Origin of the sequence: Methylophilus sp. YYY-1 (genome assembly GCF_029132825.1) — a bacterium.
GTDB classification, from domain to species: domain Bacteria; phylum Pseudomonadota; class Gammaproteobacteria; order Burkholderiales; family Methylophilaceae; genus Methylophilus; species Methylophilus glucosoxydans.
Window position 1 is genome coordinate 591,699 of the sequence record NZ_WOVG01000001.1, and the last position, 15,782, is coordinate 607,480.

Consider the following 15,782-nt stretch of genomic DNA (forward strand, 5'->3'; position numbering starts at 1 on the left):
CATGAAAAATATTTTATATATCCAATGCAGCCCAAAAACCGCAGGCTCTCACAGCGGCATGTTTGCACAGGAATTTGTAAAAGGGTTAAGCAAGTCACTACCCGCTAAAAATGTGGTGATACGAGACCTAAGCAATGCCCCTATTCCACATGTCAGCAGCCAACATACGATGGCCTCAGAAAAACCAGAAAGCCTGCGCAGCTCTTCCGAGCAACAAGCCTTGCAGCTTTCAGACAGGTTGATCGCAGAACTGGAAGCCACAGATGTGTTGGTGATTGCCACGCCCATGCATAACTACACCGTGCCATCGGTGCTTAAAGCCTGGATTGACCATGTGGTACGCGCACACCGCACCATTAAACTCACCCCGCAAGGCAAAGTGGGCCTGATTGGAGATAAACGCACCTACATTATTGTGTCTTCAGGAGGGCATCACACTCGCCAACCCGCCTGGCAACCTGACTTTTTGACGCCTTACCTGACAGAAATACTACGCACGGTAGGCATTACCAGCATCGAATTTATTTACCTCGAAGCCATGAACCACGGGCCTGAAGCAGCTAAATACGCCGTCGCCCAGGCGCGGTTACACACCGACGAAATCCTGGCCGAACTCGCCAACTAAACATTTATTTTTTTAACTTGAAAGGAAACAACATGACACCACGTCTCGCATTTTGGGAACTCTCACCTGAGCTGATGGCTAGCTACACCGCACTCAACCACCAGTTGGAAAAAAGCACCCTGGGCAAACCATTTGTTGAGTTAATTAACCTGCGTGTTTCACACATTAATGGCTGTGCTTATTGCTTGGGGATTCACGCCAAATCACTCCGCGCAGCTGGCGAAAGCAACTCACGTATTGATCAACTAGGTGGCTGGCAAGTGAGCGACCAATATACCGAAAAGGAACGCGCAGCCCTGGCTTGGACAGATGCCGTGACCAATATCATCACCTCTGGCACACCAGATGATGTTTTTAACGCACTAAAAGCGCATTTTACTGATCAAGAAATCTCGGATCTGACGTTTGCGATTATTACCATGAATGCGCTGAATAGATTGGGCATTAGTATGCGCAAGTAAGCTGAGTATTCATGCCTTGCGAAGGCAAAAAACTTAGAGAAAGACTTCAAGAGATTGATGTCTTTCTTTATTCATTTGGGCCCGCATATAATTTACGAAGGCTTTCAACCAGCAGAACCAGAAGAAGAAAAACCCACCAAACACTCCTTCTACATCCTCGCCCTCACCGCAGTCGCCACCAGCATAGATGCCATGGCCGCTGGCGTCAGCCTGGAGTTTATGGATGAGAATATATTTATCACCGCAGCAGCCATTGGTTTTGCGACTTTTACGATAGTGACCATTGGCGTGATGCCTGGGCGTGTTTTAGGGTTAATGTTTGGGAAGCGTTCAGAAGTGGTTGGTGGCTTGGTGCTGATTGCGATTGGGTCTTACATTCTTTATGAGCATATTGCTGTGCAATTGGTAAAAGATGCGTTAATCCCAGATTTCGAATAATATTCGAAATCTATTCTAAGCAACCGCACTACAAAAGTAGAATTGACTTTAATCATCTGAATGCGACTTTTATGCCACCTAGATCTAGATATTCTTTTGGAGAGTATAGAAAAAACGCAAATAAGATTTTTACCAACCGTGAAAGCTTTCTGGGATATTTCGATCAATTTAGAAATAAATTAGAAACTGGAAAGCATTGCCTACTTACATTCTATGGAGTAGGTGGAGAAGGAAAATCTGCACTTTGTAGAAAGCTAATTGAAACTTTAAGAGACGAAAATCCTAAAACCACTGCTTTAGGAATTGTTGATTTCTCAGTGGAAACCCATCGTAGAGCAGATCGAGCTTTACTTGAGCTGCGTAAATCTCTCAGAAAGTATAGCAATGGGAGAATTAAATTCCCTGCATTTGAGATCGCCATTCTTCACTATTGGGAAAAGGAGTATCCAGAATTAAATTTGCGCGACTCCCTGAAAGATGTCTTCGATGACAACGAAGACACTATCGCATCATTCGCTGACAATTTGAAAGATTGGACAGATTACGCCGAAGACTTACCTGCTGGGATAGGACTGAGCGTTAAATTTGCGAATTATATTAGGCATAAAGCAAAAGAAGCATATTTCAAAAGAGCAAACGAATCACTTAGTAATCTTGAGCAATTAGAGAATCATCAACTTTTACAAAAACTTCCATACATTTTTGCGTCAGACATCCTAGCGCATTTAGAACTTGAGAACTCCCTAGATGTTGTGCTTTTTCTCGATACTTATGAAGCACTATGGGAGCACAACGAAGTAAAAACTGGTATCGGGGCTCTAGAAAAAGATAATTGGATAAAAGACCTAGTACGTGAATTACCTGGGGCATTATTTGTAATTTTTGGGCGCGAGAGACTAACGTGGGATATAGACTTTCCTGATGAATGGGCAGGCTATTTAGAAAATCAATACCAACTGTATGGTTTGAAAGACGAAGATGCTGATAAGTATTTACAACTAATTCCGATACACGTTGCTTCGATTCGTGCAGCAATCATACAGGGAGCAAAGGGTGAATCACGTGAGGAATTGAGTCCTGAAAAAAATGGCGCGCACCCATTCTATCTAGAGTTAGCAACAGATTTATACCTCAGCCTTCTTGATGAGGGAAAACTAGCAGAAGCTGAAGATATAGGTAAGACACCACGCGATGTGTTGGAGCGATTTCTAAAGTACAGGTCTAAAGAAGAAATTGAAACTTTAAGAGTGTTATCAATTGCTTATAGTTTTGATCAATCTTTGTTTGAAAGTTTAGTTAATCACTTTAATACATGCTTCCCCCTTACAGCATTTTCTGATTTTATAACTTATTCATTTATATATCACGGACAAGATGGCCGATATTATATCCATGGGTTAATGAGGGAACATTTATCACTAACTTTAGACCAACCTACATTTTTGAAAATTAAAGATTTCTTATTCAAGTATTACAACGCTTTATTACCTGCTTCGGTGAAAGATGTTAGTGTTGAACATGAGTTCCAGCTCCAACAGGCATTCCGTCATTTAAATTGGGAACAACCCGAACATATTATTGACTGGTATAACGATCATTACTTGCTATTTTATGAGGCCGCAAAATACGAGCTATTAATGCCAATGGCATTGAAAATGCTTCAATTCTCTGAACAGAGTTTCCCGACTTTTACGCCACTGATTGCTATTCACTTAGATAATCTAGGAAGACTGTATCAAGAATTAGGTAGATATAATGAAGCTGAACCATTATACAAACGAGCTTTAGATTTACGAAAAAAGAACGTTGGGGCTGATGGCGTTCCGGTTGATTTTGCACTTTCGCATTTGGCTTCAGGCTTTAATAATTTAGCCTTATTATATGAAAAGCTAAACCGAGATGAAGATGCATTGTCAATGTACAAGTCAGCTTTAGAGATTCACAAAAAAAACCTATCAAGAAAATATGATATCAATTTGGCGGGAATCCTAAACAACATTGCTGAAATATATAAAAAAATTAATCAATATGAGTTTGCAGAAAATTACTACCTCGAGAGTTTAGCCTTATATAATGAAATTTTAGCTGCTGACCATTCAGATATTAGAGATACGTTGAATATAGCAAATACAATAAATAATTTAGCTTCTTTGTATAAAAGACAGGGAAGGTTTTCAGAGTCTGAAATTCTTTTTGAAAATAGTCTAAATATTTTAGAAAAAAACTTACCTTCTGATCATCCATATATCGCAAGAGTTTTACATAATTTATCCGGGTTATACGCTAGTCAAAACAAACCTCTAAAAGCAAAACCTCTTTTAGAAAAAGCATTATCAATGCGTATAAAGAACCTACCAAGTGGGCATCCAGATTTGGTAGAAAGTATCGAATGTTTAAAAATTCTAAACGCTATGTTGAATAAATAAAGTTTCTAACTTACTTAAAAACTACTCTAATCAGAAAAAAATTAAATGATTGATTTAGATTGTCCTTATCTACTTTCATAGCTCTACCGAAACTCAACAAGTCCAATTAATCAAAAACTTAATACCTCCAATTATCATCCGCGTTAAAATACCGCCACACTCGTTTTATTAGAATCTATATGGATAAACGTATCCCCGTCACGCTGCTCACTGGTTTTTTGGGTAGCGGCAAAACTACCCTGCTTAACAAACTGCTGCATAACCCAGCGATGAAAGACACCGCCGTGATCATCAATGAACTCGGTGAAGCAGGTTTGGACCAGATTTTTGCCAATAGCCAGATTTCGCAAACCATTGAGAGCGAGCATATTGCCGATAACACGGTGCTGTTGAGTTCTGGCTGTTTGTGTTGCTCACTCAAAAATGAGCTGGCTGACACCATGCGCGATTTATTTTTTAAGCGCAGTTTGCAGGCGGTGCCGGAGTTTAACCGCCTGGTGATTGAGACCACGGGCATGGCTGACCCTGGCCCGATTTTGGCTAACCTGATGAATGAGCCGGTGATTGAATCGGTATACAGATTAGACGCGGTGGTGGTGACGATAGATGCAGCGTATGGTTTGCAACAAATTGCTGAGCAGAAAGAGGCGCTTAAACAAGCTGCCGTGGCAGATGTGTTGCTGATTACCAAGCGTGACACCGCGACGCCGGAACAGATTGAAGCCTTGCAGGCCAAGCTGAGCGAGATCAACCCGAATGCAACGCAGCAGTTTGTGTTGCATGGTGAGATAGACCCGATGCAGATTATTGATGTAGGCTTATTTGACTTTGCCAGCAAGCAGGCGAGCCCGCAGCGTTGGTTGCGTGCCCCGGCCAGTGGGTTTAGTGCGGCGAAAAAAGGCACCTTGCCCAAAGCGCCTGCGCATGATGGGGTGAGCACGTTTACCGTGTATTTACCCAAGCCGATGGCTTATGCGGATTTTAAAAGTGTGATTTTAAAGCTGTGCCAGACGCATGGTGAAAAGCTGCTGCGCATGAAAGGCATTTTGCATGTTGAAGATGCACCAGCACCGCTGGCGATTCACGCCGTGCACTTTACGCCCTACCCGCCCACCTTACTTGAGGGTTGGGATGAAGAGGAGCCAATTAGCCGTGTGGTGATTATTGGCAAGGGTATTGATGAGGAAGCAGTGCGTGAAATGTTGACGCAGTTCTAGCCGTTTGTGTTTTAAACCGTTGGGCATTTAAAGAGTTTATTAATCGCTATTTACGTTTGGAGTTTTCATGGCGAAGTTTTTGGAAAAAATTTTAGAGAGTTTGATTTTTAAGAGCCGCTGGCTGATGGCGCCGATGTACCTCGGCCTGGTCGGCGGGCTGGTCATTTTACTGGTTAAATTTGGCCAGGAGTTTATGCATATTGCCGGGCATCTGGGTTCGCTCACCGAACAAGAAACCGTGCTCTCGCTATTGGCGCTGGTGGATATCACCTTGGTGGGTAACTTGCTGATTATGGTGATTTTTAGCGGCTATGAAAACTTTGTCTCACGCATTGATACGGCTGATAGCGAAGACCGCCCTGAATGGATGGGTAAAGTCGATTACTCCGGCCTGAAACTCAAACTGATTGGCTCGATTGTAGCGATTTCTGCCATCGACCTGCTCAAGGCCTTTGTGCACCAGAGCTCTGGCACCGCTTCGTTTAGCACCGAGCAAATGGCGTGGCTGGTGGGTATACACCTGACCTTTATCATCACCGGCGTGTTGTTTGCCTGGATGGATAAAATTGCCGGACATGGGGATGACCATTAATTGTTAACAAAGACGATAGCAAAACAGGAGCCTTGGCTCCTGTTTTTGCATGTATCAGCTGTGATTAAGCTTGTTTGTTTTGACGGCGCTTGGCAACGGCACCCACCAACACCAGGCCACCTAGCATCAGCGCATAGGATTCTGGCTCAGGGACGGCTGCTGCCGTGGTTACTGCAGTATATTGCAAGCTCAAGAAACCATTGCCATTGAAAGGCAACTGCCAGCCCTGACCTGGGATGGTGCTGGCGTAAGCGTGGCCCAAACCAAAACCTGTGGTATCGGCAGCAGTTTGGGTACGCGACAACTGAATGCCGGTGACGCTGGCATCGCTGCTCGTCAGGTAAGCAATGTATTTAGTGCCTGCATTCAGGCTCAGTGCCAGATTTTCAAATGACAAGGTAGTGTAGCCACCTGCTGCGTTGTAGGTATCTACCGCGTTGAAAGTGGTGGTCAACAAGTTGCTGCCAACGGTATTGAATGCCTGATTTTGAGCGTTAGTGGCTGGATTCCATTGCGCAACATTCAGCTGGAAACTGGCTGCGGTGTTTCCTACTGCGTAGAAGCTGAAAGAGGACAGCAAGCTGTTTTCTGTCAGTGAAAATACTTGACCTACCATGGGAGAGTCACCGCTTGGGTTAGCGGCATTACCGAAATAAGCAAACGGCAAACCAGTGGTCGCGCCAGCAGGCACGTTTGTGTAAGTGGTGGCAGAAGCGGTCCCTGCAAAAGCCAGTAACAAACCAGCCACTACTTTCAATTTTAATGCTGATGAGATCATGATTATTCCTTAAAGTTGGCGTCGATAATGTGGTTAGATCAGTTCTAACGCAGCCAAAGTACGCTTGGAATATTGCACATATTTGAAAAATATTGAGGCATGGATAGTCCTAAAACTGCTGCATGCCAGACAGCGCCTATCTGAAAACCTGGATGTAAAAGTTTATAAATGCATTGTTTGAAGATTGATAAGATTGGCGGCAAGATTAGCTAGCCAAAAAATACTAGCGTTGAAGGAACCTGTTAGCTATCGCGTTAATCATATTAACAACTTTATTGGGGTGGCTAACTATGAAAATTCCTGTCTTCACTTTTATTGTTTTTTTGATTCCATCACTGTATCAAAACACGCATGCAGACGAACATGCGACAACACCGGATTGCAACAAGCTGCCGCCTAATTACAGTTTGAGCTATCTGGATGAAAACACCGATGGTGTGATTTCGTTACAAGAGTATTTGCAAGGCGACCCGACGCATCAGAAAAAGATGTTTGAGCATATGGATGCCAATCATGATGGTGTGCTGGATATGGCGGAGCAAAAGGAAATCGAGCAGGTGTATCAACTCATGCATGAAAAGCGTGCAGCGGGGACCCACAAAACCTGAGCCAATAAAAAAGCCCCATCACTGGGGCTTTTTTATATGCGGCTGATTAAGCCTTTTTAAAACGGCGGGCGACAATCGCGCCCAAACCCAAGAGCATCAAGGCCATGCTCTCTGGCTCTGGCACTGGAGTAACAACGAATTTTGTCACATCGCCGTTAAAATTGTAGTTACCACCACCATTGATATTAAATCTTAAGGTGTAGTTACCAGAAGCGAGATTAGTAAAACTAAAAGTGTAAACATCACCAGTTGATGCAATAAAATCAGACAGGCCTTTTAGCAAAGTATTATCTTTATACAAACCAAAAACTGAACCAGGATTCCCATCAGGTTGCAAACGACCATCTAAATCTAGCGAGCCAGAAAAATTAAAAGCAGAAAATTGCTCAGGTACTGTAATAATCTCAGTTTTAGCAGCTGATGCACCCGGCTCATCATAGCCATTCGTGATCGTAATTGTTGTTGCATTTGCGTTAAAGGCTGCAAACATGACCCCTGCACAAGCCAGTTTCCAAAACATAGTCATATCCTTAATTTAATTAAACATTTACTTCGATAATCATTATAGATTAAAAGTTTTTTTCATCCAAATAGCCCGAACAGGCTAAACACAGACTTGGTAGCGAGCCATGAAACGACTACAAAGAATATCCCTGCATTTTACCTTTAAACGGAGAAGAAGCGGCAGAATATCTGTTTGATCTATTGAACACAGACACTAACCCATCTCTTATCCCAGCATGCCTTTACACCTGATTAGTCTCTAATCCTATTGGTATCGCGATAATAATTACAAGATAAATTTATATCAATGAGGGTGAAAAATGGACTGGAATATTTTTAAAAAGCTTAGCAAACAACCTTCTCAGGAAACACTGCTCCGGCAGCTGGATCAAGAAGGACAACTGCGCGCGATTGATAAAGTCATGGGCGTGATTGAGTTTGACCTGGAGGGAAACATCCTTGCGGTCAACGACAATTTTGCGGCGGTGACGGGTTATAGCAGGCAGGAGCTGGTCGGCCAGCACCATCGGCTGCTGGTGGATGCCGCGTATCAGGCAAGCCCGGAATATCAGGCACTCTGGCAAAAGCTTGTGCGCGGCGAGCCAGATCAAGGCCTATATTTGCGCAAGGGCAAAGACGGCAAACAAATCTGGCTGCAAGCCAGCTACAACCCGATTCTAGACAAACAGGGCAAACCATTCAAGGTAGTCAAATACGCCACTGATATCTCGGCAGAAAAACGCAAGAACGCTGACTTTGCAGGCCAGATTTCTGCAATCGACAAGGTGATGGGCGTGATTGAGTTTGATCTGGAGGGGAGAATCATTGCCGTGAATGACAACTTTGCCGCAGCCACTGGCTATAGCAAGCAGGAAATCATTGGCAATCACCACAGCATGTTTGTTGAAACCGCTTATAAAAACAGTGCGGAATATAAACAGTTTTGGGACAAACTGGCCAAGGGTGAGGCCGATAACGCGCAATACAAACGCATCGGCAAAGGCGGCCGAGAGGTTTGGCTGCAAGCCAGTTACAACCCCATTTTTGATGCGACAGGCAAACCGTTCAAAGTCGTCAAATATGCCACCGACATCACCGCTGAAAAAAGAAAAAATGCGCAGTTTGAAGGCCAAATTTCGGCCATCAACAAGGTGATGGGCGTGATTGAATTTGACCTCAAAGGGAATATCACACATGTAAACCCCATTTTTGCCGCAGTCACCGGTTACAGCGCGCAGGAAATCATTGGCAATCACCACAGTATGTTTGTCGAACCGGCTTATAAAAATAGTCAGGAATATAAACAGTTCTGGGAAAAACTGGCGCGCGGCGAAGCCATGAGCGGCCAATGCAAGCGCTTGGGCAAAGGCGGCAAGGAGATCTGGCTACAGGCCAACTACAACCCTATTCTGGATGCCGCTGGCAAGCCGGTGAAGGTGATTAAATACGCCACCGACATCACGGCAGAAATCGTTAAAAATGCAGACTCTGCCGGACAAATTGCGGCCATTAGCAAAGTGATGGGGGTGATTGAATTTGATTTAAAAGGCACGATCACCCATGTCAATGACACCTTTGCAGCCGTCACTGGCTACCGCCCGCAGGAAATCATCGGCAATCACCACAGTATGTTTGTGGAGTCAGCTTATAAAAATAGTCAGGAATATAAGCAGTTCTGGCAAAAACTGGCACGTGGGGAAGCCGATAACGGCCAATATCTGCGTGTAGGCAAAGGCGGTAAGCAGGTCTGGCTACAAGCGAGTTATAACCCGATATTGGATATGGAAGGCAAACCCTTCAAGGTGGTGAAATACGCGACTGACATCACCGACAAAATGCTAGAAGCACAAGCCATGAAACAGGCGGTTGATGAAACCGGAGAAGTGGTGGCATTAGCTAAAGCGGGTGACTTGACCAAGCGCATCAAGACAGATGACAAACAAGGGGAGATCAGGGAATTGTGCCTGGGGGTCAACAGTATTGTCGACACCATGGCTGAGATTCTCGCTGCCATCAAAATTGCCGGAGAAACCATCAAGACCGCCGCCAGCGAGATTTCTGTGGGCAATAATGATTTGTCTCAACGTACAGAAGAGCAAGCCAGCTCGCTGGAAGAAACCGCGGCCAGTATGGAACAGATTGCCTCTACGGTAAAACAGAATGCTGAAAATGCCAAACAGGCTAACAGCATGAGCGCCCAAGCCAGTGAAATTGCTGCACGCGGTGGCGAGGTATTCGGCAAGGTGGTCATTACCATGTCCGAAATTACCGAGAGCTCCTCACGGATTGAGGAAATTATTTCAGTGATTGATGGCATTGCTTTTCAGACTAATATTCTGGCCTTGAATGCAGCCGTGGAAGCCGCCCGTGCGGGGGAGCAAGGCCGTGGCTTTGCCGTCGTCGCCAGTGAGGTGCGTAACCTGGCCCAACGCTCAGCCAGTGCGGCCAAAGAGATTAAACAACTGATTGTAGACTCTTCTGAAAAAGTCTCGAGCGGCTCTCAGTACGTCAATCAGGCTGGCAGTACGATGGACGAGATGATAGGCGCGATACGTCAAATTTCGGACTTAATCACTGAAATCACTTCTGCTTCGCGTGAGCAAAGCATAGGCATCGAACAGGTGAATACCGCAGTGACGCAACTGGACGAAGTCACGCAACAAAATGCCGCTCTGGTCGAAGAAGCGGCCGCGGCGGCCATGTCACTGGTAGACCAGGCCGAGCAATTAAACGAGAAAGTCAGTCACTACAAATTGAATCACAGTGGCAATCCTGCCGGACAACAAAACCAGTTCACGCTACAAAACACTCAAAAAAGACGGGCGTAGCGGCGCATATCAGCGCCACTACCCGTCATGAAACGGATGCCCGGAGCGACTGGGCATCCTTTTTAGGCATAAACGGCTGGCTTCCCCTTGATGCCCTGTTCTGGCTGGCAATCAAGGGGGATCACCCTACAATTGCACGCGGCTACCCAGCTCAATGACACTATTGGCCGGGATATTGAAAAACTCGACCGCACTGCTGGCATTGCGCGACATCACCGAGAATAACTGGTCACGCCAGCGTGGCATGGCACCGCCTACATCCGGCACAATAATCTCGCGGCTCAAGAAATAAGAATTGGTGAACGGATCAAGCGTCTTGCCATCCAGCGCCACCGAGCGCAAGGCTTGCGGAATATCAGGATGTTGCATAAAGCCATACCGTAACTGGATTTGCCAGAAGCCTTCTGCCAGCCGCGTCACCCTCACACGCTCTTCTGCGCTCATAAACGGCACCTCCTCAAACGTGACATTTACAAACAGGTTATGCTGATGCAGCACCTGGTTATGCTTGAGGTTGTGTAACAGCGCTTGTGGCACAGTCTCAAGATTGGAGACCATGTAGACGGCCGTGCGCTGGACGCGGGGCAGCGTACAGTGTGCCAGTGACTCGATAAAAGGCAGCAGTTTGGGGTCAGACTGCGCAATGCCGTTGAGCAGGCTAAAACGGCCTTTTTTCCAGGTGGTCATGAACAGGATCAACACCACACTGAGCGCAACCGGAAACCAGCCACCTTGCATAAACTTCATGGAGGCAGAACTGAGCAAAATACCATCTACACTCGCCAATACGGCCGTCAACAAGCCTGCCAGCCAAAGCGGAAACTGCCAGCGCTTGCACATGACGATAAACATCAGGATGGTGGTAATCAGCATAGTGCCCGTCACGGCAATGCCATAAGCCGAGGCCAGTGCCGATGAGCTTTGGAAAGCCAGACAGACGATGATGACGGCGATCAGCAGCGCCCAGTTGACGGAGGGCATGTAGATTTGGCCGGACTCGCTGGCTGAAGTGTGAATAATGCGCATACGAGGCAAAAACCCTAATTGAATCGCCTGACGTGTCATGGAGAAAGCGCCAGAAATCACTGCTTGCGAGGCAATAATGGTGGCCAGAGTGGCCAAAATCACGGCGGGAATCAGCAAGGGCTCGGGAAACGACAGGTAAAACGGATTGTTGACGGCTTCAGGATGATGCAGCAGCAAGGCGCCCTGGCCCAGATAATTTAAAATCAGGCACGGAAATACCAAGCCCAGCCAGGCCAACTGAATGGCCGGACGGCCAAAGTGACCCATGTCTGCATACAAGGCCTCGGCCCCGGTCACGGCCAGCAAGATGGCGCCAATGGCGATAAACACACCAGCCCCGCGTGATTGCAGAAACTGCCAGGCATACTGCGGATGAATGGCCTGCAATACTTCTGGCGCCTGGCTAATTTGCCAGACACCGATACAGGCCAGCGCCAGAAACCAGCCAATGACCACCGGGCCAAAAAAACGCCCGACGGCATGCGTGCCATGGCGCTGAACCCAGAACAAGCCGATCAGGATGCCGATTGAGATCGGCAGCACCTGCGCAGCCAGGGTGGGCGACGCCACTTGCAGGCCTTCTACGGCAGACAGCACCGAAATGGCCGGCGTCAGGACACTGTCGCCATAAAACAGCGCCGCCCCGAGGACGCCGAGTAATAACAGCACAGTGCTACGTTTGTCTTGTGGACGCAAGCTGGAGACCGCCAGCGACAGCAAGGCCATGACGCCGCCCTCGCCTTTGTTATGTGCCCGCAGCACGAGTAGGACGTATTTAAACGTCACCACAAACATGAGTAACCAGAAAATAGACGAAATCGCGCCCAGGATATTGGGCTGGTTGAGCGGCACACCGGTGCTCTCGCTAAAAATGACCTGTACGGTATAGAGCGGACTGGTTCCGATATCGCCATAGACGACACCGATCGCCCCTAAGGCCAAGGCGGCCAGACTGCTTTTTTTGGTGGAAAACGTTTCCATCACATCCCCTTATGGTTGATTGATGGCGCAAGTGTGCAATCAGGCGTATATCAATCGCATATACATGATGCAATATTTACAACGCCTATGGTCATGGCGACAATGATTAAGCCAGCCGGTAGCCGATCCCCAGCTCAGTTAAGACGACTTTAGGCTCAGCGGGCTGATCTTCGAGCTTGGCGCGTAAACGGCCGATGTGAATACGCAGGTATTGCGTATCGTTGAGATATTCTGGCCCCCACACCGCTTGCAGCAATTGCGCATGGGTAAAAATGCTGCCAGGTTTACTAGCCAGTTGCATGAGCAAGGCGTGCTCGATGGGCGTCAGGTGCAAGGGCGCACCAGCCTTGGTCACAATTCCGGTGGCACGGTTGACGCTGATACCGGCGTGCTGATACACATGGTCGCGCATTTGCATCATGGCAGAACGCCTTAGGGCCGCCTGTAATCTGGCCAGCAACTCCTGCAAGCCAAATGGCTTCATCAAATAGTCATCTGCGCCCAGATTAAGACATTGCACTTTGTCTGCCTCATCCTGCCGTGCGGATAGCACCAGTATCGGCACGTCGGAATAACTGCGCAGATGCGGAATCAGTTGTTCGCCCTGCCCGTCTGGCAAGCCAAGGTCGAGTATCACCATGGCAAAGCCGCTGGCCTGCCGGGCCTGAGCCAGGTCACGTGCATGCTGCACGTGATAGCCATGCGCAGACAGCGCGGGCAGCAGAAACTGGTAAACACCCGGATCATCTTCGACCAGCAACAGATGTGGGTGCGTAGAGTGATCGACTGGTTGGCTCATCCGGCATCCCCTGCACTCAAGGTGGTGGCGGGCACAAATGGAAACAACATACGCACACAGGTGCGCCGGGCGACTGCCGTTTTATCTAACCGGGCTGCATTTAATGGGGGCTGATCTGACTGCTGCGTCAGTTGCAATTGCCCTTGATGCAACTGCATGATGGTATTGACGATACTCAGGCCCAGTCCAAAGCCACGGCTACCTCTGCCCGCAGGACGGCGCGAGTGAAACGAGGCAATCTCGAAATCTGGCGCAAAGCCTGGACCTTCGTTAATCACCGACAGTACCAGCCAGTCCGCTTCCCTTGCCAGCTGCAATGCCACGGGCGTCTCAGTGCTGCGCCATTGCAAGGCGTTATCCACCAGATTAGAGAGCGCATGCGCCACCAGCACCGCATCCATATGCACCAGCCATTCTTCGCCCTCTGCAACAGCGGCAAAGGCCAGTGATACGGGGGGCGTGCGCTGCAAGTAGCGGTGCATCACATGTTGTACCACCTCTTGCAACGATTGCCATTCGCGATGCAAGGCGCGCTCGCCCGCTTCCAGCTTGACCAGAGTCAGGATATTTTCTGTGGCCTGGCTTAAATAACCGGCTTCTGCCAGGATGCTTTGCAGTAACTGTGTGGACTGTGCGGGTGCCAGCGTAATCTCTTGGTCGGCCAGCACATTGGCCGCGCCTAAAATCGCCGTCAGTGGCGTACGCATGTCATGCGACAAAGCGGTCAGCAGCGTTTTTTTGAACTGGGCCTCAGTGGTCTCGCGGGCGGCGTCTGCCAGGGCAATCTGCTGTCTGAGCTTGAGCGTAGCGTCAGCACATTGTTGTACCAGCCGCTGTAAAAAATGCAGGTCAGGCACATGATCGGCTGGCACGGCCACCACAAGTACTTCGTGCTGCGAAAAACCAAACGGCAGTAGGCATTGGCCCAGCGCTGGCCAATCCTGAGTGCCTGCGCCGATGGCACGCTGGTAATCGAGTGCCCATTGCACACTGGAAGGCTGAACAAGCAGCGTGGACTCACCGGCCAGTCGCTGCAATTGCATGCCGGGCGCCAATTGCACCACACAAATCTGCCAGCCAAATCCCTGTTGCACATGCTGGCAAGCGGCCTGCAACAACGCTGCAACGCTCAAGTGGCTGGATAACACTTCGGCCAGTGATTGAAAAAAACGGGATTGTTGTGCGGCCAATTGTGCCTGTTGCCTTTGCCGCTTGAGCTGTTGCATGGCCTGGCTCACCGTCAATGCCAGCACGGCAAACACCATGAGCATCACCCACGATTGCAGGCTAGCCACGCGCAAGGTGTACAGCGGTTCAATAAAACAGTAATTGATCAGCAGGACAGCGGCAATCGCCGTCAGCATGGCGGTGGCAAAGTGCAGGAAATAGGCCGCCCACAACACCCATAGCATATACAGCAAGGTGAGCAGCGTGACACCCAGGCTGGCAAAATGCCAGACACCCACCCAGGTGGTGAGGGCCATGCCCGACCACAGTACTAGCTGATATTGCCAGTCTGGCCGATGCGACGTTGTGGAGGTAACAAAGCCGTCTGCCATCTGCTGCCCCGGGCGCTAGCGGCCGTAAATATCCTGATTTTTATAATTGGGCCCAAAGAACTCTTTCATCAAAAAGTCCTCGAGCCCCGCGCTGTCTGCAGGCCGCGCTGACAGCGTGACAGTACGGCCCAGGCGGTTGGATATCCAGTCAAAATCACCGTTATAGTGCTCACGGATGATACTGATCATTCGTCTGACCATCACCAGGCGGATATCTTCACCACTGCGCGCTTCCACCTCGTAGTACTGCGTATTGGCCGAGGTGTAATCATTGACCCAGCCCTTGAAGCTGAAGGTTGCATTCAAGGGATCCATGCGGCGGATCTGGAACAAGCCGTTGGTACCGAACTTGAGATTGTTCATGATGTTTTTGGTGCGGCGCTCATCCTCGGAAGGACCACGCTCGGCCGCTGCAGCAGCATCATTGGCCTGTTTGGCTGAGATTTCATCCGCATAACGGTCGGTCTGCTTGCGCTTGATAAAACTTGAAAAGTCTTCCACCGGCGGTGGCGGCAAGTTTGGCGTAGGCTCTGGCCTGGGTTGCGGCTTGGGCTCGGGCAATTTAAAGGCGCTATCCGGCCGCTGTGACTGAATAATCTTTTTAGGCAGCTTGAGCTCAGATTTGGGCGGTGGCTTCGGTTTGGGTTCAGGCCGCGGTTGTGGAGTTGGCGGAATCTCAGGCGGCGGCGAGACCACTTTGGGTTTGGTCGGCGCCGGCACGCCTAAGTCGAGCACAATATTCAGCGGCGCTTGCGCGGGCTCCTCAAGCGGCTTAAGCAAATCGAGTAAAAAGCCCCAGAACAGGATGGCGTGTATCAGCAGCGACACCAAAATCGCCCACATCAGGCGTGCCGGGATGCGCAACACGCGCTCGCGTTGCTTGGGCTTTAGCCAGTTAGGCGTACTAAATGGTTCAAAGGGAGAAGGCTGCATGAACAGG

Annotated in this window: 14 protein-coding genes; 8 read left to right on the forward strand and 6 right to left on the reverse strand. The window is 48.5% G+C overall.

From position 1 onward, the window contains the following. Position 1: 1 nt before the first annotated feature. The 6 genes from GOC95_RS02710 (at position 2) to GOC95_RS02735 (ending at position 5,759) form a co-directional block, all read left to right on the forward strand. Positions 2-625, forward strand: coding sequence for an NAD(P)H-dependent oxidoreductase (locus GOC95_RS02710; RefSeq protein ID WP_275355586.1), 624 nt, complete (start codon positions 2-4; stop codon positions 623-625). 32 nt (positions 626-657) lie between these two features. Next, on the forward strand, positions 658-1,086 hold the full coding sequence (locus tag GOC95_RS02715; protein WP_275355587.1) for a carboxymuconolactone decarboxylase family protein: 429 nt from the start codon (positions 658-660) through the stop codon (positions 1,084-1,086). Between the two features lie 57 nt (positions 1,087-1,143). Continuing rightward, positions 1,144-1,524 carry a manganese efflux pump gene (locus GOC95_RS02720; protein ID WP_275355589.1) on the forward strand — a complete coding sequence of 127 codons (381 nt, stop codon included), beginning with the start codon at positions 1,144-1,146 and terminating at the stop codon, positions 1,522-1,524. A 71-nt stretch (positions 1,525-1,595) separates the two neighbouring features. Beyond that, on the forward strand, positions 1,596-3,950 hold the full coding sequence (locus GOC95_RS02725; RefSeq protein ID WP_275355591.1) for a tetratricopeptide repeat protein: 2,355 nt from the start codon (positions 1,596-1,598) through the stop codon (positions 3,948-3,950). 179 nt (positions 3,951-4,129) lie between these two features. Next, positions 4,130-5,167: a GTP-binding protein gene (locus GOC95_RS02730; protein ID WP_275355592.1), complete on the forward strand. Its 1,038-nt coding sequence runs from the start codon at positions 4,130-4,132 to the stop codon at positions 5,165-5,167. A 67-nt stretch (positions 5,168-5,234) separates the two neighbouring features. Further along, complete coding sequence (locus GOC95_RS02735) at positions 5,235-5,759, forward strand: TIGR00645 family protein (RefSeq protein ID WP_275355594.1); 525 nt, start codon at positions 5,235-5,237, stop codon at positions 5,757-5,759. Positions 5,760-5,823: 64 nt separating this feature from the next. On the opposite strand, the gene GOC95_RS02740 is transcribed toward GOC95_RS02735, so the two are convergent. After that, entirely contained in the window at positions 5,824-6,537 is a 714-nt protein-coding gene (locus GOC95_RS02740) for a PEP-CTERM sorting domain-containing protein (protein ID WP_275355595.1), read from the reverse strand. Between the two features lie 290 nt (positions 6,538-6,827). On the opposite strand from GOC95_RS02740, the gene GOC95_RS02745 reads away from it, so the two are divergent. Continuing rightward, positions 6,828-7,145: a hypothetical protein gene (locus GOC95_RS02745; RefSeq protein WP_275355597.1), complete on the forward strand. Its 318-nt coding sequence runs from the start codon at positions 6,828-6,830 to the stop codon at positions 7,143-7,145. A gap of 46 nt (positions 7,146-7,191) precedes the next feature. Here the strand turns inward: GOC95_RS02745 and GOC95_RS02750 are convergent, their stop codons facing one another. Beyond that, entirely contained in the window at positions 7,192-7,665 is a 474-nt protein-coding gene (locus GOC95_RS02750) for a PEP-CTERM sorting domain-containing protein (RefSeq protein WP_275355598.1), read from the reverse strand. Positions 7,666-7,969: 304 nt separating this feature from the next. Between GOC95_RS02750 and GOC95_RS02755 the strand changes: the two genes are divergently transcribed. Then, entirely contained in the window at positions 7,970-10,477 is a 2,508-nt protein-coding gene (locus tag GOC95_RS02755) for a methyl-accepting chemotaxis protein (protein WP_275355600.1), read from the forward strand. A gap of 126 nt (positions 10,478-10,603) precedes the next feature. Here the strand turns inward: GOC95_RS02755 and GOC95_RS02760 are convergent, their stop codons facing one another. The 4 genes from GOC95_RS02760 to GOC95_RS02775 form a co-directional block, all read right to left on the reverse strand. After that, positions 10,604-12,484 (reverse strand): potassium transporter Kup, encoded by a 1,881-nt coding sequence (locus GOC95_RS02760; protein ID WP_275355602.1) that lies wholly within the window; start codon positions 12,482-12,484, stop codon positions 10,604-10,606. A gap of 106 nt (positions 12,485-12,590) precedes the next feature. Next, on the reverse strand, positions 12,591-13,283 hold the full coding sequence (locus GOC95_RS02765) for a response regulator transcription factor (protein WP_275355604.1): 693 nt from the start codon (positions 13,281-13,283) through the stop codon (positions 12,591-12,593). Continuing rightward, a complete protein-coding gene (locus GOC95_RS02770; RefSeq protein WP_275355606.1) occupies positions 13,280-14,842 on the reverse strand; it encodes a DUF4118 domain-containing protein in 1,563 nt (520 codons plus the stop codon). The genes GOC95_RS02765 and GOC95_RS02770 overlap by 4 nt, the downstream gene beginning before the upstream one ends. Positions 14,843-14,857: 15 nt before the next feature. Next, positions 14,858-15,775 (reverse strand): hypothetical protein, encoded by a 918-nt coding sequence (locus tag GOC95_RS02775; protein ID WP_194747944.1) that lies wholly within the window; start codon positions 15,773-15,775, stop codon positions 14,858-14,860. Positions 15,776-15,782 lie beyond the last annotated feature (7 nt).